Source organism: Paenarthrobacter sp. UW852 (genome assembly GCF_024608385.1).
Taxonomy (GTDB): domain Bacteria; phylum Actinomycetota; class Actinomycetes; order Actinomycetales; family Micrococcaceae; genus Arthrobacter.
In genome coordinates this window covers 227100-253086 of record NZ_JAMSGY010000006.1, presented here as the reverse complement: position 1 = coordinate 253086, position 25987 = coordinate 227100, and the positions used below count along the sequence as shown (strand labels likewise).

Genomic DNA, 25987 nt, shown 5'->3' with positions numbered 1-25987 from the left:
CCGGGCATTCTGCATCCGGGCATAAAAATGGTGCCGAACCGGATACGCCTCTCGGCGGTAGGCCGCTCGAAGCGGCTATATGTTGAAGCCCGGGGGTTTCGCGGTTCGACACCAGTTTTAGTTTTCACCGTTGGGCGGGCTAAGTCAACATTGACAGTCCGCGCCCGACGTGGGTACGTTTCGCCCCTGCTGCTGCCTAGTCGAGCTCACCCAGGCGCCATGCATTCGCGGCGTGCTCAAGGTCCTCGGCCGTTTTGACGAGCTGGTGCGAATTGCGCGTGAGCTTGCTGGCGTGGCCTTCGTTGCTGTGCTCTGCGCCGTCGGCGAGGGTCGCCTGGCCGAGCGCCACCACGCGGCAGAAAGCGGCGGAACGTTCCAGCGCGACGTCGAACTCGCCGTCGAACGCGCCGGACAAAATGGCGTCAGCCATGGTCTTCATTTCGTCTGCGCCAGGCGGCTCCGCGGCGCCCGCTACGACGTTGGAAACCTGCGCGGTGTCGCGTCCGGCCCGGAAGTAGACGGAGATCCGCTCCGGGTTTTGGATAGTGGCGGCGCGAAGGGCGTAGAGCCGCCACAGCGCGCCGGGGAGGCTTCGCGCCGGGCTCTCGGCCCACATCTCTGCGATAGCCTCGAGGCCCTGCTCGTCCGCGAGCTTAACCAAGCGGCGGGTTACTTTGGGGTCGTCGCTGTCGCGTCCGCGCTTGACCAGCGCCTGGGCAGCGAGATGCGCAGCCTCCGAAACCCGCGCGGGGTCGGCGCCACCAGCGAACGGTTCGAAATCGATGGGCGCGAAGGGCTTCGGCTTGTGATGCCGGTTTGCTCCGCCGTACGCTCGCGGTTCTGGCTGTTCGCTCATGAGTTCACCGTACTCCTGTGCTTTGGCGGGGTCGAGTAACGGTTGCTTGGACGCACGACGGCGCCCGTCACCTTGAGTTCCTCGTCTGCCTTGACGTTGGGGTACAGTATTCATGGCTGTTTCTACAGCTGGAGGGGCCTTTAGCTCAGTTGGTAGAGCATCGGACTTTTAATCCGTGGGTCGTGGGTTCGATCCCCACAGGGCCCACCCTCCAAGACAGGCCGGAGACGTTGAGTCTCCGGCCTGTTTTTTTGCCTCAAGAGCCCTCGGTAATTCGTCAGTCCCGCCGGACAACGGTGTGCTCAGGGAACCAGTGCGGGACCGGGTGTGCGGGTGGGGATGATCGACGCGTGGGGGCGCGCGTCTGGGTCTTTCCTGGAGTTTGAGCTGGTTACCAGGAATCCGGCTCTGTCGAGGCACTTCCCCATCTCCGCGACGGGCCAGAAGTAGGCGGGCATCACCGCGTGCGGGAACTCTTCGACAGTTTCGCCTTCGAAGAAGCCCATCAAGAGACTGCCTCCGGGTGCAAGGCAGCGGGCGAACTCCGCCAACACGGTGGGGATGTCGTCCGGGCTGGTGTGGATCAGGGAGTACCAGGCAAGGATGCCCGCCAAAGACTGGTCCGGGACCTGAAGTTGTTCCAGCGACCCCACACGGAATGCGGTGTTTGGATAGTGCTGCCTGGCGGATTCGATAAATTCCGGGACGATGTCCACTCCCTCCGCGTCAACCCTAAGGGCATGAAGGAAGTTGGTCCATTGCCCGGGCCCGCAGCCAGCGTCGATCACTTTGCCGCCGAGCCCGCGAGCCCACGCCGCGATCAATGTCTGATCGGCGGGATGGGTGCTTTCGATGGTTCCGAAGAGCGCTGTGTACTCCGTGGCGCGTGGTCCATAGGCTGCTCTGACGGATCCGTGTGACATGGGCACAGCCTATCGAGGCCCTCACCTGCGCAAACGTAGTGTGCCGCGACAGCAGGCAATTAGGCGATCTGCTGCGTTCCGTCGTGGAACATGGGGTACGCGGAGATAGGTGTGATCGTGGCGGTCGGGCCGGGCTCCGGTTCCTGCGCCGTGGCTGCCCCGACAGGCTCGTCAACGGTCACGATCTCCATGGATTCCATATCGAGCAGTCGTCGGCTTCCGGTCTCATCCTGAAGCCAGAAGAGCTCGGTTCCGGCCACCGTCTTCACCACGGTTCCCCGGTGGTAGAGGCGGCCGTTGTGCCAGGCCTCGATGTACTCGCCTGCGTTAAGTGCGTGGCCTTCTTCGGCAGTTCCAGGCATTGCGCCGAAGGCCTGGGCCAGGCTGGCCTGCGTCTTCAACGCCTGGAAAAGGTCCCTGTTCGCGATAGTCATGTGCGCTCCCTTCAACTGTCGCCGTCCGTATGCCCCCAGCCTTACGCATCTTTGTTGCAGGCGCGTTGCAAGGGGATGAGCGATGTGTGACGTGCCCACCGTTACTCCAAAAGTTCGATGCCGCGATGGCTTTAAGCGACCTTGTGGCCACTGGCGAAACTACGCTTGTGCAGGTCAACAAGATTCGGCGCACCACTCAAGAAAGGCCTCGCATGCCGAGCGCAGTCACCCTGATCCGTTCAAACCGGCTGAGTTCGGCCGCGCAATATGCTTATGCGGCAACCGTGCCCAAGGATGCCCGTCTGATCTTCCTGGCGGGATCGTGCCCGTTGAATGAAGACGGGTCCACGGCGGGCATCGGAGATTACAGGATGCAGGCCGAGAAGTCATTGGAAAACATGTGCGTGGCGTTGGAAGCGGCCGGTGCGCGAATTGACGACGTTGTATCCACCCGTGTCCTCGTCGCATCCGTGAATCAGGCCGACCTCGTGGCGGCATGGGAAGTAGTTCGTGACGCATTCGGCGATCACGATGTTCCGAGTACCCTCATGGGCGTCACGGTTCTGGGGTACGACCATCAACTCGTGGAAATTGAGGCCGTCGCCGCAGTAGTGGACTAAGGAATCTGGCGGCGGAATCCGCCTCGGTGCCAGCCGCCGTCGAACATGCCGGGCAGGCAGTCCGCACCCCAGGACGTTAGTGTTTTAGGCATGAACGTGATCCCCGCCGAAGTGGTTACCCCTGCCGTCCTGATCGACGCCGATGTCCTTGACCGGAACATAGAGCGCATGGCGTCGAGCATGCTCAGCCGGGGCCTGCGGCTTCGCCCGCACGTGAAGACGCACAAGACCCTGGAGATCGCCCGGAAGCAGTTGGCCGCCGGGGCTGAGGGGATCACGGTCGCCACCATCGGCGAGGCCGAGGTCTTCGCGGCGGACGGGGTGAGGGACATTTTCATCGCCTACCCGCTCTGGGTGGACGCGCCACGCGCTGAACGCCTGAGGGCGCTCGCGGCCTCAGGCCGGATCGCTGTGGGCGTGGATTCTGCGGAAAGCGCGACGGCGATGGGTCACCAGATGGGCGCGGACGCGGGGCGGATTGAGGTGCTCGTCGAAATCGACAGTGGGCATCACCGCAGCGGCGTGCTCCCTGGCGAAGCAGCGGACGTAGCCCGTGCCGCTGCTGGAGCGGGTCTGACGGTGGCGGGCGTGTTCACGTTCCCTGGCCACAGCTACAAACCGGGAATGCCCACCGGTGCCGCGAGCAACGAAAACGATGCACTGGGCCGGGCCGCGACGGCGTTGACCGAAGCGGGCTTCGAAGTGACCACCATCAGCGGGGGATCGACGCCGACGGCCCTTATCGCCGGGGAAACGGTAGCGACGGAGCTCCGCCCCGGCGTCTACGTGTTCGGCGACGCGCAGCAACTGGAACTGGAACGCTGCACGTGGGAGGACATTGCCCTGACGGTAGCCGCAACCGTCGTCAGCCGGCACGAGGCCACGGGTGGAAACGTGCGACGCGTTGTGGTGGATGCCGGCAGCAAAATCCTGGGCAGCGACCGCCCGGACTGGGCCGCCGGGTACGCTCGGCTGCCTGAATATCCTGAAGCAAAGGTCACCGCACTTTCGGAGCATCACGCCACGGTTGTCTGGCCGGATTCTGCCGAACTCCCTGCACTGGGTACCAGGCTTCGGGTCATCCCAAACCACGTGTGCCTGGCCATGAACCTGGTGGATGAGGTCACCGTGGTCCGCAATGGAACCGTGGTGGATACCTGGAGTGTGGCAGCCCGCGGGCGAAACAACTAAGCCACAGCCGGAATACCCTGGACCAGCGTGTGGAATTCGCGGTTGTGGTAGACCAACGGAGCGGAACTGGAAGCATTGGACCTGATATCCAGGACCTCCGCGGCCAGGAGCACGGAACTGCCCAGGGCTGCCCGGTGGACGATTTCGCAGCGCAGCGCCCATTGGGCCTCCCTGAGCAGGGGCTCACCCGTGGGCAGCACCTCCCAGTCCATGCTTTCGGTGAAACGTGGAGCTGCCGGGTCGGCAAAAGTCCGGACGAGGTCCAACTGGTCGGCGCTTACCAGGTGCACCACGATCGTCTGGGCTGCCGCAATGACGGAAGCGGATCGCCCGCTGGTGACGGAGAACGCCAGGGTCGGTGGATCGACCGCAACCGATGCCACCGATGATGCAGTGAGCCCTACCGCGCCGTCGGGTCCGGTAGCGGTAACTATTGCAACGCCTGCCGGATGGCCTCGGAACGCACTCTTGAAGAGCTCGCTGACTCGCGGGGATGGCACGGGTAGGGAACCGCTCATTCAAACACCTCTGGGGAACTGGCCGGGATGGCGCTGGATTTTGTGCGCGCACCGGAACTGATGCTAGGACCTCAACTTAAGTTGAGGTCAATTCCTGTAGATTCGACCAGCGGGTGAGACCATTTGGTAACCTTACCGAAACCTGCGCTCCCTAGGCTGGTTTCAACTTCATAGCCCATGCCCAGTTCCAGGAGAGCCGATGCATCTTTTGCCCCGTGAGCAAGAGAAACTCATGATCGTAGTGGCCGCCGACCTTGCCCGGCGCCGCCAAGGACGCGGGCTCAAGCTCAACTATCCCGAAGCTGTGGCGATCATCAGCTACGAGCTCATCGAAGGCGCCCGGGACGGCAAGACCGTAGCTGAGCTCATGAGCTACGGCACTACCCTTCTCCGCCGCGAAGACGTGATGGAAGGCGTGCCGGAAATGATCCATGACGTCCAGATCGAGGCCACCTTCCCTGACGGCACCAAGCTCGTCACCGTGCACAACCCCATCCGATAGGCGGCCCTCATGATCCCCGGTGAATACAGGCTCCAGCCAGGCTCCATTGCGTGCAACAGCGGCCGCGAGGCAATCGCCGTCGAAGTCGTCAACCGCGGCGACAGGCCCGTCCAGATTGGTTCGCATTACCACTTTGCAGAGGCGAACCGCGCCCTGGAATTCGACCGCAAAGCCGCCTACGGCCGCCGCCTGGACATTCCAGCAGGCACGGCGGCGCGCTTCGAGCCGGGAGACAGGAAGACTGTCCAACTGATCGAGATCGCGGGGGCCCGCGAAGTCTTCGGCCTCAGCAACGCAGTGAACGGAAAGCTCGACGGCGGAACCGGGGTTGAGGGGTCAGCCCGCCCGGGCGTCGCAGCGGAAAGGGACCACCAGTGAGCTTCGAAATTCCCCGCCGGCAGTACGCCGAGCTTTACGGCCCGACGACGGGCGACGCCATTCGGTTGGCTGACACGGAGTTGTTCCTCGAAATCGAAAAGGATTACACCCTCTACGGCGAAGAAGTGGTCTTTGGGGGCGGCAAGGTAATCCGTGACGGCATGGGCCAGAACGGACAATTGACCCGCTCCGAAGATATTCCGGACACCGTCATCACCAACGTGATCGTCCTGGACTACACCGGCATCTACAAGGCGGACGTAGCCCTCAAGGACGGGCACATCTTCAAGATCGGCAAAGCCGGCAACCCCCAGATCACCGACGGCGTGGACATCGTCATTGGGGCCAGCACGGAGATCATCGCCGGAGAGAGGAAGATCCTCACTGCCGGCGGCATCGACACGCACATCCACTTCATTTCCCCGGAGCAAGTTCCCACGGCCCTGTGCAACGGCATCACGACGATGGTGGGCGGGGGCACCGGTCCGGCTGAGGGGACCAAGGCCACCACCATCACGCCCGGCGCCTGGCACATCTCGCGGATGCTTCAGGCCGTCGAGGGGCTTCCGGTCAACATCGGCCTGTTCGGCAAGGGCCACGCGTCCGCCGTCGAGCCCCTCGCAGAGCAGATCCGCGCAGGCGCCGTCGGGCTCAAAGTCCATGAGGACTGGGGATCCACTACGTCGTCCATAGATATGTCCCTGCGTGTGGCCGATGAATATGACGTCCAGGTGGCCATCCACACCGACACCCTGAACGAGTGCGGCTTCGTGGAAGACACCATCGCGGCAATCGACGGCCGCGTTATCCACACTTTCCATACCGAAGGCGCCGGGGGAGGGCATGCGCCGGACATCATCAAGATTGCCGGACTGCCCAACGTCCTTCCCGCGTCCACCAACCCCACGCTCCCGTACACGAAGAACACCATCGAAGAGCACCTGGACATGCTCATGGTGTGCCACCACCTCAACCCGGACATTCCCGAAGACGTGGCCTTCGCCGATTCCCGCATCCGTGCGGAAACGATCGCCGCCGAAGACGTGCTCCACGACCTCGGTGTTTTCGCGATCACGTCCTCCGACTCCCAGGCCATGGGACGGGTGGGAGAAGTCGTGACCCGCACGTGGCAGGTAGCAGATGCCATGAAGCGCCAACGGGGAGTTCTCCATGATCCTTCGGGCGCTTCCCATGGCTCGCCTGACAGCGACAACTTCCGGCTCAAGCGGTACGTCGCCAAGTACACGATCAACCCGGCCATCGCGCAGGGCATGGCGGACACCATCGGTTCGGTGGAACCGGGTAAGTTCGCCGATCTGGTCCTCTGGGATCCGGCGTTCTTCGGCGTGAAGCCGGAAGTAGTCATCAAGGGTGGCCAGATCGCCTACGCTCTCATGGGAGATTCAAACGGCTCCATCCCGACCCCGCAGCCCCGCACTATGCGGCCTATGTTCGCCACCTACGGGAAAGCCCTCCAACAGTCCTCCATCACCTTCCTCTCCAAGGCAGCCATCGAGGCTGGTGTGCCGGACGAGCTCGGCCTCGAACGCATCATCAAACCCGTTTCCGGCATCCGCAACCTCACCAAAGCGGACCTGAAGCACAACGGCGAAACCCCGGACATCGCCGTCGACCCCGAAACGTACCAAGTGACGGTCGACGGCGAAGAAGTCACCTCCCAGCCGTCCGACGTGCTGCCCATGGCGCAGCGCTACTTCCTCTTTTAGGACATCCATGATCATCGAAAGAATCCTCGGCAACCTGCACGAATTACCGGGCAACGCCTACGAGGGTCACCACAAGGAAAAGGTGGTGCTCCCCAGCGCCCTGCTGGTCAAGCGCATCCAGCGCGTCACCACCGATCACGGCAAGGAGCTCGGAATCCGGCTTCCCTCGGGAACAGGGGACCTGCGCGACGGCGACATCCTGGCCATCGAAGACACCAACCTGATTGTCATCTCCGTGCTGCCCACCGACGTCCTGGTGATCGCGCCCCGCAGCATCCATGAGATGGGAGTGGTGGCACATTCGCTTGGCAACCGGCACCTGCAGGCGCAGTTCTTTGATGCGTCGTCCGAGTACGGGGCCGAAGTCATGGTGTGCCAGTACGACCACACGGTCGAAGACTATGTGAAGAGCGTCGGCGTCCCCTACGACAGGCAAGAGCGGGTCATGCCGGTGCCGTTCCGCCATGCTGAGCACTCGCACTAGCTATCAGCTGGCTCTTCAACAGCTGACTGACTCGGCGCTACCTACAGGGGCGTTTGCCCACTCCTTGGGGTTTGAGGGCTACATTGAGCGCGGCCTTGTGGGTGATGAGGGCTCATTTGGCGTTTGGTTGGGTGCCTTTGTGGGGCAGCAGCTGAGTTATTCCGATGGCTTGGCTATCCGCTTCCTTTACGAGGGGGTGGATGTTGGATTGTTGGACCGCTTGTTGTCCGGGCAGTTGCTGGCCCGGGAGGTGCGGGAGGCTTCCCTGAAGATGGGCGGCCGCCTCCTGGAGATCGGCGGTGAGGTGTTCCCGTCCACGGGGTTGGAGGCCTACCGGGAGTTGGTCCGCGGCGGCCGCGCATCGGGACACCAGCCGTTGGCCTTTGGGGTGATTGCCCGGTCGCTGGGGGTGCCCTTCGAGGAGGCGCTGTCAGCCTACCTCTTTGCCACCGTCACTTCCCTGACGCAGAACGCGGTGCGCGCCATACCGCTCGGGCAGAACGCCGGGCAGCGGGTACTTCGGGACGCGCACGACGCCGTCGCTACCGCCATCAAGGTTGTAGCACAGCTGTGCTGGGACGACTTTGGGGCTGTGAGCCCCGGACTTGAAATTTCACAAATGCGGCACGAACGGCAACGTGCCCGCATGTTCATGAGCTAACTGATGCAAAGGACAGAACACATGACAGAACCCATCAGGATCGGTGTAGGCGGACCCGTCGGAGCAGGCAAAACCCAACTGGTCGAACGCATCACCCGGCACATGAGCGGCGACATCTCCATGGCTGCCATTACCAACGACATCTACACCATCGAAGACGCCAAAATCCTCGCCGCCAACGGTATCCTCCCCGAAGACCGGATCATTGGCGTCGAAACCGGCGGATGCCCGCACACCGCCATCCGCGAAGACACCTCCATGAACACCGCGGCCATCGAAGAACTGAAGGCACGCCACCCCGACCTGCAGGTCATCTTCGTAGAGTCTGGCGGCGACAACCTGTCCGCCACCTTCAGCCCCGAACTCGTGGACTTCTCCATCTACATCATCGACGTCGCCCAGGGCGAGAAGATCCCCCGCAAAGCCGGGCAAGGCATGATTAAGTCCGACCTCTTCATCATCAACAAAACAGACCTCGCCCCCCACGTCGGGGCGGACCTGGCCATCATGGAGAGGGACTCCAAGGAGTTCCGCGGCAACAAACCGTTCTGCTTCACCAATCTCAAGACCGACGAAGGCCTAGAAGAGGTCCTCAACTGGATCCGCCGCGACGTCCTGATGCTCGATCTGGCATCGTGAGTCTGCTGGGGACGGCGGCTTCGCCGGATTTTGGGCCGTGCCCGCTTCGCGATGCCCGCCACGCCGCGGCCCAAAAATCCGGCTCTGCCGCCTCCGCTGACCACGGCCAAGGAGCGGAACCAGGGCCCGGCGCTGGGGTGGCTGTGGGCGAGGGGGCTGTGCGGGGGCGGTTGGAGCTTGGGGTTTGTGTGCGTGGGGGGCGGTCTGTTGCTGCGCGGCAGTTCCATGAGGGGGCTTTGCGGGTGCTTCGGGCGCATTACTTGGATCAGAGTGGGCAGGTTTGCTACGTCATGGTCAATCCGGGTGGGGCGTATCTGGGGGCGGATTTGTTCCTTGTCGACGTGGAGGTGGAAGACGGGGCGGACCTTCTGCTGACCACGCAGTCGGCTACCAAGATTTACCGGACTCCGGGGTCCTTTGCTGAGCAGCGGATGAACATCAGGCTGGGGGAGGGCTCTCGGTTGGAACTGGTGCCCGACCAGTTGATCGCTTACCGGGAGGCGAGCTACCGGCAGAATTCGCGTATCAGTCTCCACCCGTCGTCGTGCCTTGTCATGGCGGAGGTCGTAACGCCGGGATGGTCGCCGGACGGTGCTGCCTTCAAGTATGAAGAGGTGCGCCTGCGCAACGAGATCTGGATCGAGGACGACGCCGGGTCGGCGTTGTTGGCGCTGGACAACCTTTTGATCCGCCCGCCTGTAAACGACGTCAGTGGGATGGGGTTCATGGAGGGTTTCAGTCATCTGGGCTCGTTGGTAGTGGTGGACCCACGGGTGGGCCAGGAACTTGCTGACGAACTGAGCCACTTGGCTAGTGACTTTGACGCGTATACGGGTGTTTCCTTGACGCAGACCCTTGCCGGGAGCACCGGGCTTGTGCTGCGATCGTTGTCGAACAGCACTGGGGAACTCAACAATTTACTGGGTGCCTGCACCAGCGTTCTGCGGGAACGTTGGTTCGGCCAGGCGCCTTTGAACCTGAGGAAGTACTGATGACCGCGCTGACTGAGTTCGCCACCATGTACCGGGAGCGCGAGAACCTTTCCCTGCGGACCCGATTGCTGTTCACCTTCGGTGCCGTAGCCGGGTTGCATGCCGCCGCCGTCGTTCTTCTGCTGGCCGGCGCTGCCGGTGGTGCCCAACCGTTGGCGCTGGGTCTGGTGGTCACCGCCTACGTGGCGGGCATTAAGCACAGTTACGACTGGGACCATATCGCCGCGATCGACAATTCCACCCGGAAGTTCGTCGCCCAGCATAAGGACCCCGTGAGCGTGGGTTTCGCATTCAGCCTGGGCCATAGCTCGGTGGTGGTGCTGGCCGGATTGCTGGTGGTGGCGGGAGCCACGCTGGTGGGGCAGTTCATGGAGGACGGCACCACAGGCAACAGGGTGCTGGGCTTGATCGGGAGCGGCGTCTCGGGGCTGTTCCTGCTGGCGATGGGCCTCTTCAACGGCTCGGCCTTCGTGCGCGCCACCAAGCTGTACCGGGACGTGCAGGCTGGCGGCGAGGTCCGCCACGAAGACCTCGAAGCGAAAGGCTTCGTCGCCAGGCTCCTGGCCAAACCACTGTCCAAGGTGGAGCGGCCGCGGAACATTTACGTGATCGGCTTCCTGTTCGGGCTGGGCTTCGATACCGCCACCACCATCGGGCTGCTGGTGATAACCACGACGGCGTCACTCGCCGGAGTATCGCCGCTCGCCTTGATGGCGCTGCCGCTAGCGTTCACCGCAGCCATGACCCTGTGCGATTCCGCCAACGGCGTGGCCATGATGAAGATGTACAAATCCGCGATCAACAATCCTCAGCGCAAGCTCGGTTTCAATGCGCTGATAACAGGTATCTCGGCTGTGTCGGCCCTGTTCATCTCCGTAATCACACTTGGCGGGTTCGCCAATGCCGCTTTTGGGCTGGAGGACCCGCTGACTTCGTGGCTCGGCGAAGTGGACCTCGGCGACGCGGGCCTGATCCTCGTGGCATTGTTCGCCATGGTGTGGGCTGTGTCCGCATGGCGGGGACGGGTTGCCCGCAGGGATTAGGAAGCTGCCACTGCGTTGAACAACGCTGTGGTGTCCACTCCCAGGTCCGGGGTGTCCAGGACGTTCGTCAGGAACACCACGCAGCGATCCTGCTCAGGGAACATCCACCACTCCGTTCCTGACCAACCGGGATGGCCGTAGATTCCCCGTGCGATCAACTCGGACTCGTTGGCCGGCAATTGGAATCCCAGCCCGGTGTGGCGAAGAGGCTTGGGACGGGTGGTGATGTGTGAAAGCTCCGTGGTCCGTGGACGGCGCATGGCTGCCAGGGTGGCCGGTTGGACGGCCTTGCCGGAATCCCTGAGCAACTCCGTTCCGAGATTGAGCAGGTCCGTGGCTGTTCCGAAGAGTCCCGCCCCCGGATGCCTTTGCTGGAACATGGCCTCGGCGTTCAGTCCCTCCGCCTCGGTTCCGTGCACCGTGTGCGGGTTGCAGTCCGTGCTGAAAGTGAGGCCGCTTGCGCCGGTGTCTACGGCCAGGGACAGAACCTGCTCCTCAAAAGGACGCCCATCAGCCCACTCGGCCATGGCTGCTGCGCCCTCGAAAGCGATGTTGCAGTACTGGACCAAGGATCCCGCGTAGAAGGTCTGGCCCGCCGAGGTGAGGGCGTCGCGGAGGGGGACACCGTCGTCGAGCTCCGGGTCGGTGATCCCGGACCGGTGACTGAGCAGGTGCTCCAGCGTTACGGTGTCGGTGCGGCCGGCGCCGAAACCCGGAACCGCCGTCGAGAGCGCGTTGCCCAGCGATAGCTTTCCCAACTCGACCTGGCGCATGACGGCCAGGGCACTGATGGGCTTTGAGACGGAGAACAGCGCGAAGTGGTTGTCGACGGTCGCTTGCCGGCCGCCGTCGGACCCGAATGCTACGACGTCCTCAATCCCGTTGCTGGACGCGATCCCCAGAACCGCAAGCGGCACGCGGCCGAGGTCTACCTGCTGACGCGCCCACTCAACTGACGCTCCTGTTTTCACCATGACTCGAAACTATCGCAGGGATCACAGCAAAAACTTTTTCGCCGCGTGTAACCGTGGCGACCCGGCCGGAAACTAACCAAGTATCCTGCAGGTCCGGGTTCTATATTCAGGGGGAAATCGTGCTTTCCGAGCGCGAATTGGCATTCATCGCCATTCACAAAGACAGCTATCCATCCGTCTACAAGTTCGTTTGCCGACGCGTTGAATCGTCGCATGTGGCGGAGGAGATAGCAGCGGATGTATTCCGCGTCGTGTGGCAAAAATGGGTGGACGACTCACGCCCGGACCTCGCCTACTTGTTGACCATTGCCCGCAACCTGGTGGGCAACGCGTACCGCAGCCGCGACAGGCGGCAGGCGCTGCAGGAGAAATTGCGCACGACGGCGGTCCAGCGGTTTGGCGACAACTCGGAAAACGTTGCCGTTCAGGAAGCGATGGACCGCCTTCGCGAGAAGGACCGTGACATATTGCAGCTGGCCTACTGGGACGACCTGGGGATCGCCGACATCGCCGCTGTGCTGCAGTGCAGTGAATCAGCAGCGAAAGTCCGTCTCCACCGGGCACGCGCGGCCTTCCGGAAGCAGATGCCTGCAGGGGCCGACCCGACTACAGAGAAGATGGGGGTCTGAAGACAATGGATCCGATCAAGAACCAAATTTCAGCTGTTGACCCGCTCACTATCGATCCAGTGACGGAACCGAACGGCGAAGAAGCCCTGCACAAGATCCTGTCGGGATCCACTGTGTACAGCGACAGCAGCCCACTGGCCGGGGTCACGTCCCTGGAAAACCGACGGCGCCGCAAGGCCCAGATCGCCGGCGGGCTCCTGCTCGGCGCAGCCGCCGTCACCGCCGGGGTGCTTGTCGCCGCGAACTTCGGGACCGTGACTTCAACCCCGGCGCCCGCGAACCCGGTGACGTCGACGGAGGCGACCCCCACACCCAGCGCGTCCGCAACGCCGACTCCTACGGCGACGCCGTCCGCAACGCCCACGGCAAGCCCGACGCCCACAACCACTCAGGCGCCGACCCCCACCGTGCCTGCTGCACCGACAACCGCTCCGGTGGTCCCGCCGGTGCAGGTTCCCACGAGCCAGACCTTCACCTTCCCGGACGGGCACCTGTCCTTCACGTACCCGGTGGGCTGGAGTGTCCGGGCGGAACAGGGGCCGTACGATCCGCCCGGGACCGCGGAAGCCTCACGCATTGTGACTGTTTTCGATGCCGCTGGGGCCGAGGTAGCGCGCGTGTTCAACGGAAACTACGCGGATGGGACGGGCGGCTGGGTGAAGCGAACCGTCTACGACCGCGCCACAGTACCTGGAGTGGTTTCCACAACCTCAGCCAGTGATCCCGTGCAGTTCGGTTTCTTTGCCCATCAGGCGGCCATGATGGTTCACCCGGGAGAAACGCCTTCGACCGCGGAGCTGGATCAGACGCCCACATACATCATGGATGTCCGCCTGGCCTCAGAGATGCAATCCGGGGAAACGGGCTCAGGTATCAATCAGGTCCGTGTGCCCAACGGAATCATGAGTGCCTACGCAATCTTCGACCCCGCCAAGCAGCCGGCCTTCGCCACTCCAGAGGCAGCCAAAGCCTGGATGAAGACCACGCAATACGCGCAGCTGAAGGCACTTTTTCTTAGCCTGAGCTACAAGTAGCCGGGGCCACGCAGGGTTCCTGTGCAAAAGCACTGTGCCGCAGGAGAACGTTATTCATTTGTCCATAACGATCATCGCTTGAGTTTCATAGGGTTGAGGAGATCTGCTTCACAAAATCCCCCCGAACTACCCAAGGATGAGTTTCAACGATGAAGAGCATCGCCCTCCTGCGCGAACGAGCCACCCGCGTCATGCCTACCGGTTCCCACTGCCCGGCGTCGGGCCTGTGGAGCCCGGACTCCGACCCGGAAGCAGTCCAGGTCTTCGCAGAGGGCAGTGTTCTTCCGTCCTACCAGGGCACGCCCACGGTTTGGCGGCGGCGATCCACGGCTGAAGTCCCGGCATGACCAGCACCATCCTGAACAGGCCCGCCGATTACCGCCACGTCCCGTCGGCGGAATGGTCTGAGCTCAGCGCCGGTGATCCCGTGTGGATTTACGATGTCGCGTGGGGCGCAGGTGTAGGTCGCGTCGACGACGTTTCCAAGCACCAGGAGTTGCTCTGGGTCGTCCTCGAACCGACGGGCCGCAAACTCATCTGCGGCACGGACGACGTCGAGGTCTGGACCGCCTGAAAACTCGCCGGGATGGCACATGATGACAATGTCTGAGCGGATGATTGTCATCAAGTGCCATCTCGGTGTCAGTTAACCCGCCGGGACAAGGACGCTGGGAGAACCCGTCTCCACCCGGCCCACCGGGCCGTCCGGGAGGCCCGTTTCCGGGTCCAGCCTGAAGCTCACGACGTCGTCGGAACCTTCGTTCGCGACGTACAGCCAGCCTTCGCGGACCAAGTGGTGGCGCGGCCATTCGCCACCACACGGCGCGTCCGCCAGGGGTTCGATTTCGGTGCCGTCCTCGGAGACCGCAAGCACGCAGATGCGGTTGGTTCCGCGGACGCCAACGTAGGCGAAGCGGCCGTCCGGAGAAAGGGCGATTTCAGCTCCCGCGTCGCCCTCCTCTGCGCCGTTGGTGCTTGCCGGAACCATCGCAGTCAGCTCGTACGTGCCTTCGGGCTGCATGCGGACTGCGGCCACTTCCACCGAGTACTCCGTATCCACGAACACTGTGCCGCTGTGGTGGCGGGCCATGTGCCGGGGGCCGGATCCTTCCGGCAGGACCACTTGATGATCGATCACCAGTCCCTCACCCACCGTGTACTTCCAGATGCGCACCAGGTCATGTCCAAGGTCAGTGGTCATGACGCGGCCATCGGGAAGCATCAGGCTCGAATGGGCGCGGCTGGGCCGGCCCGGCTCCGGAGCCACTGCGGTGTGGGGATCGACGGCGGCTTCCGCGCTGGTGCGCGAGGTGATGGCGCCGTCGTCGTCCAGTTCGTACAGGATGACCTGGCCGTCGCCCCAGCAGGTGGCCACGATGAAACGGCCTTGGGGATCCGCAGCGACGTGGCACGTGGCCTCGCCCGCGGGCCACGGTTCCCCGAAAGCCTCCAGCTCAGCGGCACCCGTCCTGCGATAGGCCTGCACAGTCTTGCCCTCCTCCGCCACGGCGTAGAGCACCGGGAGCGTGGGGTGCAGCGCAAGGAACGACGGCGAGTTTGCCTCGATGGCGAGACCGACCGAGGTTAGTTGGCCGTTGTCATCGGCGGAAAGGGCTGTGATGCCCTTCCCGTTTCCGTTCCTGTCGGCAGTGTAGGAGCCGGTCCAGATGAGTGTTTCTGCTGTTTCCATGGTCAGTGCCCCTGAACGTCCGAGTCGACGCCCGCGTCCGGGCCGGCGTCGAGTGTTTGCAGTTTGCTGAGGTCATCCTGGTCCAGCTCGAAGTCGAACACCTCCAGGTTCTCCTTCATCCGTTCCGGGTTGGCGGTCTTGGGAATGGCAACCAGGCCCTGCTGCACGTGCCAGCGAAGCACAATCTGGCCCGGGCTCTTTCCGTGTTTCTCGCCAACCGCAGCCAGGACAGGGGCGTTCAATAACTCGCTGCTGGCCCCCAATGGACTGTAGGACTCGGTGATGATGCCGTGGCGTTCGTTGAAAGCCCGTGCGGCGGGCCGGGGAATGGAAGGGCTGACCTGGATCTGGTTGACGGCGGGAACCACGCCCGTTTCCCGGAAAAGGCGGTCCAGGTGCGCGGGCTTGAAGTTGGAAACCCCGATGGAGCGTGCTTTGCCGGACGCCCGGAGTTCCTCGAAGGTCTTCCACGTGGAGACGAATTCGTCGCGGCGGGGGAGCGGCCAGTGGATGAGGAGCAGGTCCACGTAGTCCAACCCCAGGCGTTCCAACGAGCCATCCAGACCAGCAACGGCCTTGCCGGAACCTTGGAATTCCCCGTCCAGCTTGGTGGTGATGAAGAGGTCCCCGCGGTCCACCCCGCAGGCCCGGATGCCGTTGCCCACGCCCTTCTCATTGCCATACTTCACGGCGGTATCGATATGGCGATAGCCGCGGGATACAGCCTCCACAACGGCATCCGCCACCTGTGCGTCATTCAGGGGCCACGTGCCCAGTCCCAGTTGGGGAATCCTGTTGCCGTCGTTGAGCTCGATGAGCGGGGCAAATGTCATGGCCGTCTGTTCCTTTCATAGAGCCTCATGGAGCCGATCGCTGAGCTCCATGTAGTCCTCGTTCACCACTTGAAGCTCAGGATGCTGATCATGCCACGCCACGATCTCCCTTGCACCGTCCGCGAAGGGGATTGTTGCCCGATAGTCCGGAACGAGGGCTTTGATCTTGGAGTTGTCGAAAACCACGGAGTGGGAGCGGTCGCCCAGCAGATTGGGCCCCAGCTCCGGGCTGTGGGCGGCTATGGTTTCGGAGGATACGTGGAAAAGCACGGGCTCCGGAACCCCGGCCGCCCGTGCAAACAAGCGGTAGATCTGGTTCCACGGCAGGTACTCGTCGGAGGTGATGGTGTAACTTTCGCCAACAGCCTGTGGCCGTCCAAGGAGGCCCACGAAGGCCTTGGCGAAATCGCGGCTGTGGGTCACAGTCCACAGCGAGGTGCCATCACCATGGACCATGACCGGCATCCCCGCACGCATACGGTGGATATCCGTCCAGCCACCCACCATGGCAATTTTGGTCCGGTCATAGGTATGAGAAGGCCGCACCACCGTCAGCGGGAAGTCCTGCTCACGGTACGCCTCGAACAGCACTCCCTCGCAGGCGATCTTGTCCCGCGAGTACTGCCAGAACGGGTTCTTCAAGGGCGTCGATTCCCTGATGGGCAGTGTGGTGGGCGGCTTCTGGTACGCCGAAGCGGAACTGATGAACACGTACTGCCCCGTCCGCCTGCGGAACATCTCCACGCCGGCCAGCGCCTGGTCCGGGGTGTAGGAGATAAAGTCCGCAACGGCGTCGAACTTTCTTCCCTGAAGTACCTCACGCACAGCCTGGGGATCGCGGATGTCGGCATGCAGCACCTCAGCGCCATCAGGGACCGGCCGGCCGGCTGACCGTCCCCTGTTGAGGATGGTCAGCCGGTGGCCCAGTGCGACGGCGCGTCCAGCCGCTGACGCACTGATGACCCCGGTCCCACCGATGAACAGGATGTTCCGTGGTGCGACCGTATCCGCAGTTTGGCCGAGACTGTTTAGGAGGGGGCTGCTCACCAGGCGTAGTCCTCAGGGGCGGGACGGTGGCCCGGGAAGACGTCATCGAGCCGCTTGAGCGCGTCCTCGTTCAGTGTTACATCCAGTGCCCGGATGGCGGCGTCCAACTGTTCCTGCGTGCGGGGCCCCACGATCGGTGCCGTCACGGCGGGCTGGTGGAGCAACCAGGCCAGTGCTACGTCGCCAGGGGCGTGGCCGAGCTCGTCCGCGAAATCCTCGTACTGGCGGATCTGGTCCTCATGCTTCTTGAGGGTTTCAAGCGCACGGCCCTCTGTGCGGCGCACACCCTGCTCTTCCTTCTTCAGCACGCCGCCCAGCAGGCCACCCTGCAACGGTGACCAGGGGATCAGGCCAAGGCCATATTGCTGTGCGGCCGGGATGACTTCCAGCTCCAGTTCGCGCTTGAACAGGTTGTAGATGGACTGCTCGCTGACCAGTCCGGTGTAGTTCCGCCGGCGCGCGGCCTCTTGCGCCTGCGCGATGTGCCAGCCCGCGAAGTTGCTGCTGCCCGAGTAGAGGATCTTGCCCTGCTGGACCCCGACTTCGATCGCCTGCCAGATCTCGTCCCAAGGCGTATCGCGGTCGATGTGGTGGAACTGGTAGATGTCGATGTAATCCGTCTGAAGCCGTTTCAGGCTGGCATCCAGAGCCCGGCGAATGTTCAGCGCGGACAGCTTGGATTCGTTGGGACGGTCCGTCATGGTGCCGTAGAGCTTGGTGGCCAGGACGGTCCGTTCGCGGCGCTCGCCACCCTTCGCGAACCAGCGGCCAATGATTTCCTCGGTCCAGCCGCGGTGCTCGGCTCCGCCGTAGACGTTGGCGGTGTCAAAGAAGTTGATGCCGGAATCCAGTGCGGAATCCATGATCGAGTGGGCGGTCGCTTCGTCGGTTTGCGGACCGAAGTTCATGGTGCCCAGGCAGAGACGTGAAACTTTCAGGCCGGAGCGGCCCAAGTGGGTGTACTGCATAGCTGCGGGGTCCTTTTGTCTCGTTGAGTGGCTACATTTGGGTGAAAGCGGCGACGGCGGGATCGGAGCCGATTCGGGCGCCCGCCTCCAGTGCGGTGATTGCTGCCAATTCCGATTCGGTCAGGGTGAGGTCTGCCGCGCCGAAGTTCTCGCGCATGCGGGTGGAGTCAGCGGACTTCGGGATCACGATGGTCCCTTGGGCCAGGTGCCAGGCCAGGATCACCTGGGCAGGAGTGGTGCCGTGCGCCGCCGCCACCAACGCCACCTGCTCGGCGTTCAAGTCCTTGCCCTGTCCCAGCGGACTGTAAGCCTCGACGGCGATGCTCAGATCGCGGCACTTGTTCGCCAGATCACCCTGCTGATACGTGGGGTGGAGTTCGATTTGGTTGACGGCAGGCACCACCTCTGTTTCCCGGAGGAGGGTGTCCAGATGGTCGGAGAGGAAGTTCGAGACGCCTATCGCCCGGATCTGCTTGTCCTGGTACAGCTTCTCCATCTCCTTCCATGCCTGCGTGTAAAGCCCCTGTGACGGGACGGGCCAGTGGATCAGGTAGAGGTCTATGACCTCCAGGCCCAGTGCGTCCCTGCTGCGCTGGAACGCGTCGTAAGCCTCGCCCTGCTCGCCGTTGCGGAGCTTGGTGGTGATGAAAAGTTCCTCGCGGGGAATCCCCGAGGCCGCGACGGCCGCGCCGACTCCGGCCTCGTTGCGGTACGCGGCCGCGGTGTCGATGTGGCGGTAGCCGGCGTCCAATGCATCTTCCACCACCTTCTGCGTTTCATCCGCAGGCACTTGGAATACACCAAATCCCAGCTGTGGGATGGTGACGCCGTTGTTCAATGTCAGCTCTGGCATGACGGTCTCCTTTGACTGGATGGTTTGGGTGGTGACACTCCAGAAAGCGTTTTCGGGGGCTCGATACTGAGCCTATGCAGTTTTGGGGGCTGAGTCAGCAATCCTGCCTGATCCTGTTTTTCCTAGGTCTGGTAGTCCTACCCAAAATGGTGGTCTTTCAAGCACCCGGAACGGCAGAATGGACGGATGGGTCAAAGCGCGGAGTTCGGTAAATTCCTCAAAGTCATGCGTGCCCGCCTCTCACCCGACGACGCCGGAACGGACGAGTCGGGCGGTTCCCGCCGCGTCCCCGGGCTCCGCCGCGAGGAGGTCGCCAGGCTCTCGGGCGTCAGCACCGACTACTACACGCGGCTGGAACAGGGCCGCAACATCCACCCCTCCAAGGCAGTCCTGGAGTCCGTCGCACGGGCGCTCCGCCTTGACGCGGGGGAGCAGGCACACATGATGGACCTGCTGGAACACTGTGCCAGCTCCTCCGGCAACCCGGGCCCGGTGCAAAAGGTGCGTCCGGCGTTGCGGCAACTCCTGGACGCCGTCGGCGATGTTCCTGCAATGCTGCTGGGCAGGCGGGCGGACGTCTTGGCCGCCAACCGGATGGCGCACCTGCTCTTCACCGATTTCTCCGCGCTGCCCGCACCCGAACGCAACCTGACTCGGTGGATCATTCTGGATCCAGCAGCGGGGAGCCTGTTCAGGGACTGGAAAACGGTAGCCGCCGAAGCCGTCGGAGCTCTGCGGATGGACGTCGGCAGGCATCCCAACGATCCCCAAACCAACCAGCTGGTGGGTGAACTTGCCGTGCACAGCGAACACTTCCGCCAATGGTGGGCCGGTCACCGTGTGGCCACCAGGTCCGCCGGCACAGTCCGGCTGCACCACCCCGTGGTGGGGGACCTGGAACTGAACTTTGAAACCCTCAGTCTCCCGGACGACCCCGACCAGCTGCTAAGGGTGTATTCGGCGAAGGCGGGTTCGCCGTCGTCGGACGCTTTGACGTTGCTCAATTTCGGCGACATGGGCACCGCCTCGCAGGTGCCCGAGCCTGCGCGCCGAGATGACAGTTAATGCCAATGTTCCTCCGAAACATCGGCATTAACTGTCATCTCGCAGAGCGTTTCAGCGCTCCAGGCGGAAACCAAGCTTGATGGTGACCTGCCAGTCGGCCACTTCGCCGTCCTCGAGGTGACCGCGGATCTCCTTGACCTCAAACCAGTCCAGGTTGCGCAGGGTCTGGGATGCGGTGGCGATGCCGTTCTTGATCGCGTCGTCAACGCCTTCGCTGGAAGTTCCTACAATTTCGGAAACGCTATATGTGTGGCCAGCCATGGTGCTCCTCATCAACGTCTTGCGAATATATGGAAGGAAAATCTGGCCCGCCAAGCAGGCCGTCCAAGCAGACTAGCCCACTGGCCTCCGGGCGGCCAGAGCCAGCCGGGGCTTAGCCTTCGCGCCAGTCGTTGCTGGTGATGTGCGATCCCGCCTGCGGTCCCATCTGCAGCATTCCGCCGTCCACAGGCCACGATGCGCCATTGACGTAACTGGCTGCCGGGGACGCCAAGAACGCGATGACTGCGGCGATCTCCCTGGCATCTCCTGGCCGTCCCAGGGGTACTCCGGGCCGTTCCTCCTGCTCCGGGTCCTGGTCGGTTTGCCCCGTCATGGGGGTCGCAATTTCGCCGGGTGCGACGTTGTTCGCTGTGATCCCATGCTCGGCCAGTTCCAAGGCCATGGTCTTAATCAGCCCACCCAGGCCATGCTTGGAGGCGTCATAGGCCGAGGCTCCCACCCGGGGTTGGAACTCGTGCACGCTGGTCACCGCGATGATGCGTCCGCCGCGTCCCGCTTTGACCATGCATTTCGCCGCAGTCTGCATGGCAACGAATGCGCCGTTGAGGTTGGTGTCCAGGGTGGACATCCAGGTGTCGTAGTCGAGCTCCAGGAACTTGGTGCCGTCGCCGGTGCCGGAGTTGTTGACGAAGACGTCGACGCCGCCGAGCTCATCGGCCAGCTTCCCGATGGCGGCTGCCGTTGCGCGAATGTCCGTGGTGTCCAACTGTTGGACGACGGCTTTGCGGCCCAGTGCGCGGACTTCCCCCGCGGTTTCTTCGGCGCCCTGCTGGTCCGAATGCCAGGTAATCCCTACATCCATGCCGGCCTGGGCCAAAGCCACCGCGGTAGCCCGTCCGATGCCTGAATCCGATCCCGTGACGATGGCGGTCTGCGGGGAAAATGGTGCGTCGCTCATGGTCCTGCCTTTCGGTCGTGTGATCGTTCCGATGACCTATCCCTACCCGGACCAGCCGCGCCGTAAACACCCGTGTGCCAGTACTTGCCCCGGCGGATGAGGATGGAGTGTAGATTTCTTGCAGCAGCACCCAGTAAATCCCCTGAACCAGGAGTACTCATGTCAGAAGTAATTGTGGTCGGCGTCGACAACAGCGAAACAGCCAAGCGGGCGGCAGTGGCAGCAGCGAAGCTCGCCACCGCGCTCGGTGCCGAACTGCACGTGATCAGCGGTTTCTCCGATGACCGCATTGAAGAATTCGGAAGCGGCAGCGACCGCATCACCGTCTCTTCCGCGGACTCGGCAGAATACGTTGCCCGCAAGGTCTCCGAAGAGTTGGACATTCCCGCCGGTAACGTCAAGTACTTCGCTGCCCGCGGCACTCCGGCCAACGCCCTGATCAACTACGCCGAAACCAACAACGCCTCGTTGATCGTGGTCGGAAACAAGCGCATGAAGGGCCTGGGACGCGTCCTGGGCAGCATCGCAAACAGCGTTGCCCACGGTGCGCCGTGCGATGTCTACATCGTGAACACGGACGTGGACGCATAACCCGCCCATGTAAGCAGTAGAAGAGGCCGTTTTGAGCGTTCAAAACGGCCTCTTCTGTACCCGCGTGGACACCCCGGTACTTAGTGCCCCTGGAACGCCTCCGCCAGCCACCACGAGCCGCCGTCTGAGGCGATCTTTGCGTCGATGACCAGTGGCCGGTCCTGGGTCCCGGCTTCGTAGGCTGCGATCCATGGGCGCACGGCGTCCAGGTCCGCTTCGGTCCTGACGGTGACTCCGTGAGCCCCGAAGCCGCGTGCAATCGCGGCGATATCCGTGTCCGGGAACACCACGCTGGACAGGTCCTCCGGCGAATGTTCTGACGCAAAGTGGTGCACTTCGGCCCCATAGGCGGCGTCGTTATAGACGATGCACACCAGCGGCAGCTTCATCCGGACTGCTGTCTCCAGTTCGCTGATGCCCATCAGGAAACCGCCATCGCCGGCCCCCAGGACAGGCAGCCGGTGCGGTTGGGCAACAGCCGCGCCGATCGCCGTGTACAGCCCCAGCCCGATGGCTTGGAACGCTTGCGTGAAGCAGAAACCAAACTCGTCCGGCACCGCCAGGTACTGGCTGGGATAACCCATGAAGTTTCCGGAGTCCACGGCCACTACCCGCTCTGTTGGGAGCATGGAATCGAGTTCGCGGGTCAGCACGCGCGGATCAATGGACGTGGCGGTGGAGAGGTCTTCGGTGGCGACATCGCGCCACCGCGCACCCTGTTTGATGGCCAAGGCGTTGGCTTCGGTGCGGTACTTTTCGGCCGGCTCGGGCTGTGCTTGCTTGAGCGCCGCCAGGGCGTCGGAGGCAGTGAGCGCGGAATCGCCGAGTACTCCCAGCGTGATGGGCCGGTTGGCGCCCAGCGCAGCATCTTCGACGTCGACCTGCACCACTTTCGCATCGGCAGAAATCAACCGCCCATGGCGCATTGTCCACATGTTCAGCGCGCAACCCCAGCCCACGATCAGATCCGCGCCGCTGATCAGCTCTGCTGTCAGCGGCGAAGAGAACCCACCCGAAATTCCGAGGTTGTGGGAATCGCCGTTGAACAGGCCGTTGGCTACCGCCGACGTCGCCACCAACGCGCCGGCATGCCGGGCCAACTCCAGGATTTCCTCCCGGGCGCCGCGCCCACCACGTCCGGCAACAAAGACCGGGCGTTCCGCCGCGGCGATCAGCGTCGCCAGTTGTTCAACTCCGGCGGCGTCCGGCCGCACCTTCAGCGGTTGAGGTACGACGACGGCATCCACCTCGTCTCCGGCGGCTCCACTTTGGATGTCCAGCGGCAAGCTCAGGACCACCGTGCGGCGCTCATTCACAGCAGTGCGGAAAGCCCGGACGGTGTCCGCGACGGCGGTGGCGGGGGAGTGGATCCGTTCCGCGACTGCCCCGACGCTGCGGGCCAGGGCATCCTGGTCGATCTTGAAGTTCGATCGGATCGCGGCGGCCTGGGTATCTGCAGTGAGCACGATCATGGGGGTGCGGCTCTTGGCCGCCTCGCCAACGCCGGTGATGGCGTTCGTGAGGCCACAGCCCTGGTGCGTCGTCACCACGCCAACCTTGCCCGACATTCTCGTGTAAGCGTCCGCCATGGTTGCCGCGCCGCCCTCGTGCCGGGCCGCGGTGAACGGGACTCCGGCCTCCATGAGCGTGCTGGTCACATCGAAATTGCCGCTGCCCACTACTCCAAAGACATGCCCGACGCCGAGCTTCGCCAGCGTCCGCCCGACGAGTGTTGAAACCCTTGGCTGCTCGCTCATGCGCGCTCCACCAAGGCGTACACGCGGCTCGGGCTGCCTGTGCCGCCGACGATCGGCAGCGGGGCAACAACCATGGTGGCCCCCGTGACCGGCAGGCGATCCACGTTGCGAAGGGACGTTACCCCGTACTTGTCTGCTCCGAGGAGGAACGAGTGGACAGGGAACATCGGGTCCAGTGCACCCGCCTGACCTGCGTCGATGCCCACCGTCTCCACCCCGAAGCCACTGAGTGAGGCGTTGCCGGCCAGCCACTTGGCACCTGCCGCAGAGACCCCCGGAGTGTGCGGTCCGGCGTCGTCCGCGTTGACGAAAGCCGCAGCGTCGGCGCCCCGGGCCGACCATCCGGTGCGGAAGACGATCCAGCAATTCTCCGGGAACGCGCCATGCTCTTCCTGCCACTGCTCGAAGTGTTCAGGTTCCAGAAGGAAATCGGGGTTGGCAGCGACCTCCGCTGTCTTGTCGATCACCGCGATGGGCCCCACCAGACGGTGGGGTTCGATCTGGTCCACGGATTTACCGTCCTTGCCGGTGATCCAGTGGACGGGAGCATCCAGGTGCGTCCCGGCATGCTCGCCAACGGTGACGTCGTTCCATGCCCAGGCCGGACCGGCGTCGTCGAAATTACTCACTGGCGAGACGGACAGCCCAACCGTGTTCGCGAAAGGTTGCGGCAGGTTCAGGATGGGGGTTTCGGAGCTGAGCGGGGTGGTGAGGTCGATGATTTCCACCGAGCCATTCGAAAGGGCTTCTGTGAGCCCGGCCAGAACAGACATTGTTCTCCTATCGCTTGCGTGGTTTCAGTGCTTTTTTGATCAATTTTTGTGCCACCAAATGCCCGGAGCCGCCCGACAGTCCCGGCCCGGGGTGGGTGGACGCTCCGATGTGCCAGAGTCCCTTGACGGCAGTTTGGTGTCCTGCCGCCGCGGGGAAGGGCCGCCACAAAAGGTTCTGGAACAGCTCGGCCGATCCGCCGTAGGGGTCGCCCTTGACTGCGTTGGGATTGGTAGCGGCCAAGTCCGTGGGTGCCAGGATGTCCGAGGCGAGGACGGTGTCACGGGTCCCGGGCGCGAACGGTTCCAGCCGGTCAAGAACCCGATCCAGGTAGGCCTGCTTCAGCTCGTCCGTCCAGCCTTCACTGACATCAAGCTTTCCCGCAGCGTCATCCACCGGAGCAAATGGCACTTCCTGCAACTGCAGCCACAGCGTCGCCTTGCCTTCCGGTGCCCGCGACGGATCCAACACACATTGCTGGCCCACCACCACTGTTGGCTCAGCTGGCAGCAGTCCGGCTTCGGCTTGGGCGCAAGCGATTCCCGTGCTGTCTGAGCCATTGCTGAGATGCACCAAGGGAACCTTGTTCAGGCGCGCGTCCAGCCATTCAACAGGCTTGTCCAGGGCGAGGTGGATCTGCATGGCACCCCGGCCGTTCTGGTATTTCCCAGCCGCCGCGGCAGCAGCGGCGGGTGGCCGGCGGAGGAGCTGCGTGTACAGCGCCTGCGGTGAAACATTCGCCAAGACAGTGTCGGCTGCAACCACGCCATGCGAGGTCCGAACACCCTTAACCGACCCTGCTCCGACAAGGACCTCTTCTGCCTCAGTACCCAGCATGATCTGCACTCCGTTGTCCTTCAGGAGCGACTCGAACGCCGCAACAAACCGCGAAGCACCGCCCTTGACCACCGGAAGTCCAAAGCCGTGCATGCTCATGGCCATCACCGGCAACATGACGCCGCCGGTCGCCTGGTCCGGGCCGAGCCCTGCGTGGAGGAGCCATGGCGACCACAGCTGGTCGGTTTCCCAGCCATCAAAACGGCTGCGGACGTAGTTCCGTCCGCTCATCACCGAGTCCCTGAGGAAGGCTTCAGTCCCTGCCAGCCGGCCCCGCAGCAAGGCCCCGAACGCGATCTTCGCGACCTCATTGAAGGAACGCAGCTCCGCGCCGAAGGCTCCGAAGACCGTCCCGGCGTTGCTGCCCAAGTCATCCAGCATGGCCAAGTACGCAGCCTGATCCGAGGCGACCTTGAACGTCGCAGCCGTTTCCGCCGGGTCCCGCTGCGCGATGACCACGCGATGGGCTCCGGTGGCCGGGTCCGTCGCTACGCTCGCCGTCACGGGCCCGGTGGTGTTGCAGTACTCCAGGCCCCTGGCCTGCAGTTCCTTGCCCAAGGTTGCGTAAGCGCCGCCGGAAACGAACAGGGGATGCCAGGAGGAGAAAGTGTCGTGGATGAAACCCGGAAGGGTCCGCTCGGATGAGTCGATGAAACCACCCAGCCGCTCCGAGCGCTCGATGACACACACGCGCTTGCCGTCCAGGGCAAGTTCGGCTGCGGCGACCAGGGAGTTGATGCCCGAACCAATGACGGCGACGTCAACGGGATCGTTCATGCGGGACCGCTCC

General features: G+C 63.4%; 31 protein-coding genes and 1 tRNA gene. 17 read left to right on the top strand and 15 right to left on the bottom strand.

Features of this window, described 5'->3' with window-relative positions; all coding sequences use genetic code 11:
- Window positions 1-196: 196 nt before the first annotated feature.
- The gene (locus NEK97_RS12900; RefSeq protein WP_235520328.1) at window positions 197-856 is read right to left on the bottom strand and encodes a hypothetical protein; all 660 of its coding nucleotides are present in this window, start codon (window positions 854-856) and stop codon (window positions 197-199) included.
- A gap of 134 nt (window positions 857-990) precedes the next feature.
- Here NEK97_RS12900 and NEK97_RS12895 point away from each other — a divergent pair.
- Window positions 991-1063, top strand: a tRNA-Lys gene (locus tag NEK97_RS12895).
- A gap of 95 nt (window positions 1064-1158) precedes the next feature.
- Here NEK97_RS12895 and NEK97_RS12890 read toward each other — a convergent pair.
- Together NEK97_RS12890 and NEK97_RS12885 are read right to left on the bottom strand one after the other, a co-directional pair.
- A complete protein-coding gene (locus NEK97_RS12890) occupies window positions 1159-1779 on the bottom strand; it encodes a class I SAM-dependent methyltransferase (protein ID WP_257370298.1) in 621 nt (206 codons plus the stop codon).
- Between the two features lie 59 nt (window positions 1780-1838).
- Window positions 1839-2213 (bottom strand): hypothetical protein, encoded by a 375-nt coding sequence (locus tag NEK97_RS12885; protein ID WP_257370297.1) that lies wholly within the window; start codon window positions 2211-2213, stop codon window positions 1839-1841.
- 212 nt (window positions 2214-2425) lie between these two features.
- Here NEK97_RS12885 and NEK97_RS12880 point away from each other — a divergent pair, with 212 nt between their 5' ends.
- Window positions 2426-2833: a RidA family protein gene (locus tag NEK97_RS12880; RefSeq protein ID WP_257370296.1), complete on the top strand. Its 408-nt coding sequence runs from the start codon at window positions 2426-2428 to the stop codon at window positions 2831-2833.
- 90 nt (window positions 2834-2923) lie between these two features.
- Window positions 2924-4024 (top strand): D-TA family PLP-dependent enzyme, encoded by a 1101-nt coding sequence (locus tag NEK97_RS12875; protein ID WP_257370295.1) that lies wholly within the window; start codon window positions 2924-2926, stop codon window positions 4022-4024.
- Here the strand turns inward: NEK97_RS12875 and NEK97_RS12870 are convergent.
- Entirely contained in the window at window positions 4021-4542 is a 522-nt protein-coding gene (locus NEK97_RS12870; protein WP_235520324.1) for a flavin reductase family protein, read from the bottom strand. The two genes, NEK97_RS12875 and NEK97_RS12870, sit on opposite strands and share 4 nt — an antisense overlap.
- Window positions 4543-4741: 199 nt before the next feature.
- Here NEK97_RS12870 and NEK97_RS12865 point away from each other — a divergent pair, with 199 nt between their 5' ends.
- From NEK97_RS12865 to NEK97_RS12830, 8 genes are all read left to right on the top strand, one after another.
- Window positions 4742-5044, top strand: a complete 303-nt coding sequence (locus NEK97_RS12865; RefSeq protein ID WP_235520323.1) for an urease subunit gamma — start codon at window positions 4742-4744, stop codon at window positions 5042-5044.
- Window positions 5045-5053: 9 nt separating this feature from the next.
- Complete coding sequence (locus NEK97_RS12860; RefSeq protein WP_257370294.1) at window positions 5054-5422, top strand: urease subunit beta; 369 nt, start codon at window positions 5054-5056, stop codon at window positions 5420-5422.
- The gene (ureC, locus tag NEK97_RS12855; RefSeq protein ID WP_257370293.1) at window positions 5419-7149 is read left to right on the top strand and encodes an urease subunit alpha; all 1731 of its coding nucleotides are present in this window, start codon (window positions 5419-5421) and stop codon (window positions 7147-7149) included. The genes NEK97_RS12860 and ureC overlap by 4 nt, the downstream gene beginning before the upstream one ends.
- A gap of 7 nt (window positions 7150-7156) precedes the next feature.
- On the top strand, window positions 7157-7633 hold the full coding sequence (ureE, locus tag NEK97_RS12850) for an urease accessory protein UreE (RefSeq protein ID WP_257370292.1): 477 nt from the start codon (window positions 7157-7159) through the stop codon (window positions 7631-7633).
- On the top strand, window positions 7614-8294 hold the full coding sequence (locus tag NEK97_RS12845) for an urease accessory protein UreF (protein WP_257370291.1): 681 nt from the start codon (window positions 7614-7616) through the stop codon (window positions 8292-8294). The genes ureE and NEK97_RS12845 overlap by 20 nt, the downstream gene beginning before the upstream one ends.
- Before the next feature lie 21 nt (window positions 8295-8315).
- The gene (gene ureG, locus NEK97_RS12840; protein ID WP_257370290.1) at window positions 8316-8933 is read left to right on the top strand and encodes an urease accessory protein UreG; all 618 of its coding nucleotides are present in this window, start codon (window positions 8316-8318) and stop codon (window positions 8931-8933) included.
- Window positions 8934-9091: 158 nt separating this feature from the next.
- Window positions 9092-9925, top strand: a complete 834-nt coding sequence (locus NEK97_RS12835; RefSeq protein ID WP_374111534.1) for an urease accessory protein UreD — start codon at window positions 9092-9094, stop codon at window positions 9923-9925.
- Window positions 9925-10968 (top strand): HoxN/HupN/NixA family nickel/cobalt transporter, encoded by a 1044-nt coding sequence (locus NEK97_RS12830; RefSeq protein WP_257370288.1) that lies wholly within the window; start codon window positions 9925-9927, stop codon window positions 10966-10968. The genes NEK97_RS12835 and NEK97_RS12830 overlap by 1 nt, the downstream gene beginning before the upstream one ends.
- On the opposite strand, the gene NEK97_RS12825 is transcribed toward NEK97_RS12830, so the two are convergent.
- Window positions 10965-11942: a serine hydrolase gene (locus NEK97_RS12825; RefSeq protein ID WP_257370287.1), complete on the bottom strand. Its 978-nt coding sequence runs from the start codon at window positions 11940-11942 to the stop codon at window positions 10965-10967. The two genes, NEK97_RS12830 and NEK97_RS12825, sit on opposite strands and share 4 nt — an antisense overlap.
- A 119-nt stretch (window positions 11943-12061) precedes the next feature.
- Here NEK97_RS12825 and NEK97_RS12820 point away from each other — a divergent pair, with 119 nt between their 5' ends.
- The 4 genes from NEK97_RS12820 to NEK97_RS12805 all read left to right on the top strand — a co-directional run bounded on the left by NEK97_RS12820 (window position 12062) and on the right by NEK97_RS12805 (window position 14179).
- Window positions 12062-12571: a sigma-70 family RNA polymerase sigma factor gene (locus NEK97_RS12820; protein ID WP_257370286.1), complete on the top strand. Its 510-nt coding sequence runs from the start codon at window positions 12062-12064 to the stop codon at window positions 12569-12571.
- A gap of 59 nt (window positions 12572-12630) precedes the next feature.
- Window positions 12631-13605, top strand: coding sequence for a hypothetical protein (locus NEK97_RS12815; RefSeq protein WP_257370285.1), 975 nt, complete (start codon window positions 12631-12633; stop codon window positions 13603-13605).
- 149 nt (window positions 13606-13754) lie between these two features.
- Window positions 13755-13952 carry a hypothetical protein gene (locus NEK97_RS12810; protein WP_235520313.1) on the top strand — a complete coding sequence of 66 codons (198 nt, stop codon included), beginning with the start codon at window positions 13755-13757 and terminating at the stop codon, window positions 13950-13952.
- Window positions 13949-14179 carry a hypothetical protein gene (locus NEK97_RS12805; protein ID WP_257370284.1) on the top strand — a complete coding sequence of 77 codons (231 nt, stop codon included), beginning with the start codon at window positions 13949-13951 and terminating at the stop codon, window positions 14177-14179. The genes NEK97_RS12810 and NEK97_RS12805 overlap by 4 nt, the downstream gene beginning before the upstream one ends.
- Before the next feature lie 72 nt (window positions 14180-14251).
- Here the strand turns inward: NEK97_RS12805 and NEK97_RS12800 are convergent, their stop codons facing one another.
- The 5 genes from NEK97_RS12800 to NEK97_RS12780 are packed head-to-tail and all read right to left on the bottom strand — an operon-like array spanning window position 14252 to window position 18996.
- The gene (locus tag NEK97_RS12800; RefSeq protein ID WP_257370283.1) at window positions 14252-15295 is read right to left on the bottom strand and encodes a lactonase family protein; all 1044 of its coding nucleotides are present in this window, start codon (window positions 15293-15295) and stop codon (window positions 14252-14254) included.
- A gap of 2 nt (window positions 15296-15297) precedes the next feature.
- The gene (locus NEK97_RS12795; RefSeq protein ID WP_257370282.1) at window positions 15298-16128 is read right to left on the bottom strand and encodes an aldo/keto reductase; all 831 of its coding nucleotides are present in this window, start codon (window positions 16126-16128) and stop codon (window positions 15298-15300) included.
- Window positions 16129-16143: 15 nt separating this feature from the next.
- Window positions 16144-17175 (bottom strand): NAD-dependent epimerase/dehydratase family protein, encoded by a 1032-nt coding sequence (locus NEK97_RS12790; RefSeq protein ID WP_257370281.1) that lies wholly within the window; start codon window positions 17173-17175, stop codon window positions 16144-16146.
- On the bottom strand, window positions 17172-18143 hold the full coding sequence (locus tag NEK97_RS12785) for an aldo/keto reductase (RefSeq protein ID WP_257370280.1): 972 nt from the start codon (window positions 18141-18143) through the stop codon (window positions 17172-17174). Before NEK97_RS12785 ends, NEK97_RS12790 begins: the two co-directional genes overlap by 4 nt.
- A gap of 31 nt (window positions 18144-18174) precedes the next feature.
- Complete coding sequence (locus NEK97_RS12780; RefSeq protein ID WP_257370279.1) at window positions 18175-18996, bottom strand: aldo/keto reductase; 822 nt, start codon at window positions 18994-18996, stop codon at window positions 18175-18177.
- A 186-nt stretch (window positions 18997-19182) separates the two neighbouring features.
- On the opposite strand from NEK97_RS12780, the gene NEK97_RS12775 reads away from it, so the two are divergent.
- On the top strand, window positions 19183-20061 hold the full coding sequence (locus NEK97_RS12775) for a helix-turn-helix transcriptional regulator (RefSeq protein ID WP_257370278.1): 879 nt from the start codon (window positions 19183-19185) through the stop codon (window positions 20059-20061).
- Between the two features lie 51 nt (window positions 20062-20112).
- Here the strand turns inward: NEK97_RS12775 and NEK97_RS12770 are convergent, their stop codons facing one another.
- Window positions 20113-20322: a dodecin gene (locus tag NEK97_RS12770; protein ID WP_257370277.1), complete on the bottom strand. Its 210-nt coding sequence runs from the start codon at window positions 20320-20322 to the stop codon at window positions 20113-20115.
- A gap of 112 nt (window positions 20323-20434) precedes the next feature.
- Window positions 20435-21241 (bottom strand): SDR family oxidoreductase, encoded by an 807-nt coding sequence (locus NEK97_RS12765; protein ID WP_257370276.1) that lies wholly within the window; start codon window positions 21239-21241, stop codon window positions 20435-20437.
- Between the two features lie 159 nt (window positions 21242-21400).
- On the opposite strand from NEK97_RS12765, the gene NEK97_RS12760 reads away from it, so the two are divergent.
- The gene (locus NEK97_RS12760; protein ID WP_257370275.1) at window positions 21401-21832 is read left to right on the top strand and encodes a universal stress protein; all 432 of its coding nucleotides are present in this window, start codon (window positions 21401-21403) and stop codon (window positions 21830-21832) included.
- Between the two features lie 80 nt (window positions 21833-21912).
- Here the strand turns inward: NEK97_RS12760 and NEK97_RS12755 are convergent, their stop codons facing one another.
- Genes NEK97_RS12755 through NEK97_RS12745 form a run of 3 tightly spaced genes read right to left on the bottom strand, consistent with a single transcriptional unit; the run spans window position 21913 to window position 25974 of the window.
- Window positions 21913-23589, bottom strand: coding sequence for a thiamine pyrophosphate-binding protein (locus tag NEK97_RS12755; protein WP_257370274.1), 1677 nt, complete (start codon window positions 23587-23589; stop codon window positions 21913-21915).
- A complete protein-coding gene (locus NEK97_RS12750) occupies window positions 23586-24362 on the bottom strand; it encodes a cyclase family protein (protein WP_257370273.1) in 777 nt (258 codons plus the stop codon). The genes NEK97_RS12755 and NEK97_RS12750 overlap by 4 nt, the downstream gene beginning before the upstream one ends.
- Window positions 24363-24369: 7 nt before the next feature.
- Window positions 24370-25974 (bottom strand): NAD(P)/FAD-dependent oxidoreductase, encoded by a 1605-nt coding sequence (locus NEK97_RS12745; protein WP_257370272.1) that lies wholly within the window; start codon window positions 25972-25974, stop codon window positions 24370-24372.
- Window positions 25975-25987 lie beyond the last annotated feature (13 nt).

What these genes read in the sequence shown, in the direction of transcription:
- NEK97_RS12900 (WP_235520328.1), bottom strand. Translation starts at nt 856, where the DNA reads ATGAGCGAACAGCCAGAACCGCGAGCGTACGGCGGAGCAAACCGGCAT.
- NEK97_RS12890 (WP_257370298.1), bottom strand. Translation starts at nt 1,779, where the DNA reads ATGTCACACGGATCCGTCAGAGCAGCCTATGGACCACGCGCCACGGAG.
- NEK97_RS12885 (WP_257370297.1), bottom strand. Translation starts at nt 2,213, where the DNA reads ATGACTATCGCGAACAGGGACCTTTTCCAGGCGTTGAAGACGCAGGCC.
- NEK97_RS12880 (WP_257370296.1), top strand. Translation starts at nt 2,426, where the DNA reads ATGCCGAGCGCAGTCACCCTGATCCGTTCAAACCGGCTGAGTTCGGCC.
- NEK97_RS12875 (WP_257370295.1), top strand. Translation starts at nt 2,924, where the DNA reads ATGAACGTGATCCCCGCCGAAGTGGTTACCCCTGCCGTCCTGATCGAC.
- NEK97_RS12870 (WP_235520324.1), bottom strand. Translation starts at nt 4,542, where the DNA reads ATGAGCGGTTCCCTACCCGTGCCATCCCCGCGAGTCAGCGAGCTCTTC.
- NEK97_RS12865 (WP_235520323.1), top strand. Translation starts at nt 4,742, where the DNA reads ATGCATCTTTTGCCCCGTGAGCAAGAGAAACTCATGATCGTAGTGGCC.
- NEK97_RS12860 (WP_257370294.1), top strand. Translation starts at nt 5,054, where the DNA reads ATGATCCCCGGTGAATACAGGCTCCAGCCAGGCTCCATTGCGTGCAAC.
- ureE (WP_257370292.1), top strand. Translation starts at nt 7,157, where the DNA reads ATGATCATCGAAAGAATCCTCGGCAACCTGCACGAATTACCGGGCAAC.
- NEK97_RS12845 (WP_257370291.1), top strand. Translation starts at nt 7,614, where the DNA reads ATGCTGAGCACTCGCACTAGCTATCAGCTGGCTCTTCAACAGCTGACT.
- ureG (WP_257370290.1), top strand. Translation starts at nt 8,316, where the DNA reads ATGACAGAACCCATCAGGATCGGTGTAGGCGGACCCGTCGGAGCAGGC.
- NEK97_RS12830 (WP_257370288.1), top strand. Translation starts at nt 9,925, where the DNA reads ATGACCGCGCTGACTGAGTTCGCCACCATGTACCGGGAGCGCGAGAAC.
- NEK97_RS12825 (WP_257370287.1), bottom strand. Translation starts at nt 11,942, where the DNA reads ATGGTGAAAACAGGAGCGTCAGTTGAGTGGGCGCGTCAGCAGGTAGAC.
- NEK97_RS12810 (WP_235520313.1), top strand. Translation starts at nt 13,755, where the DNA reads ATGAAGAGCATCGCCCTCCTGCGCGAACGAGCCACCCGCGTCATGCCT.
- NEK97_RS12805 (WP_257370284.1), top strand. Translation starts at nt 13,949, where the DNA reads ATGACCAGCACCATCCTGAACAGGCCCGCCGATTACCGCCACGTCCCG.
- NEK97_RS12800 (WP_257370283.1), bottom strand. Translation starts at nt 15,295, where the DNA reads ATGGAAACAGCAGAAACACTCATCTGGACCGGCTCCTACACTGCCGAC.
- NEK97_RS12795 (WP_257370282.1), bottom strand. Translation starts at nt 16,128, where the DNA reads ATGACATTTGCCCCGCTCATCGAGCTCAACGACGGCAACAGGATTCCC.
- NEK97_RS12785 (WP_257370280.1), bottom strand. Translation starts at nt 18,143, where the DNA reads ATGCAGTACACCCACTTGGGCCGCTCCGGCCTGAAAGTTTCACGTCTC.
- NEK97_RS12780 (WP_257370279.1), bottom strand. Translation starts at nt 18,996, where the DNA reads ATGCCAGAGCTGACATTGAACAACGGCGTCACCATCCCACAGCTGGGA.
- NEK97_RS12775 (WP_257370278.1), top strand. Translation starts at nt 19,183, where the DNA reads ATGGGTCAAAGCGCGGAGTTCGGTAAATTCCTCAAAGTCATGCGTGCC.
- NEK97_RS12770 (WP_257370277.1), bottom strand. Translation starts at nt 20,322, where the DNA reads ATGGCTGGCCACACATATAGCGTTTCCGAAATTGTAGGAACTTCCAGC.
- NEK97_RS12765 (WP_257370276.1), bottom strand. Translation starts at nt 21,241, where the DNA reads ATGAGCGACGCACCATTTTCCCCGCAGACCGCCATCGTCACGGGATCG.
- NEK97_RS12760 (WP_257370275.1), top strand. Translation starts at nt 21,401, where the DNA reads ATGTCAGAAGTAATTGTGGTCGGCGTCGACAACAGCGAAACAGCCAAG.
- NEK97_RS12755 (WP_257370274.1), bottom strand. Translation starts at nt 23,589, where the DNA reads ATGAGCGAGCAGCCAAGGGTTTCAACACTCGTCGGGCGGACGCTGGCG.
- NEK97_RS12750 (WP_257370273.1), bottom strand. Translation starts at nt 24,362, where the DNA reads ATGTCTGTTCTGGCCGGGCTCACAGAAGCCCTTTCGAATGGCTCGGTG.
- NEK97_RS12745 (WP_257370272.1), bottom strand. Translation starts at nt 25,974, where the DNA reads ATGAACGATCCCGTTGACGTCGCCGTCATTGGTTCGGGCATCAACTCC.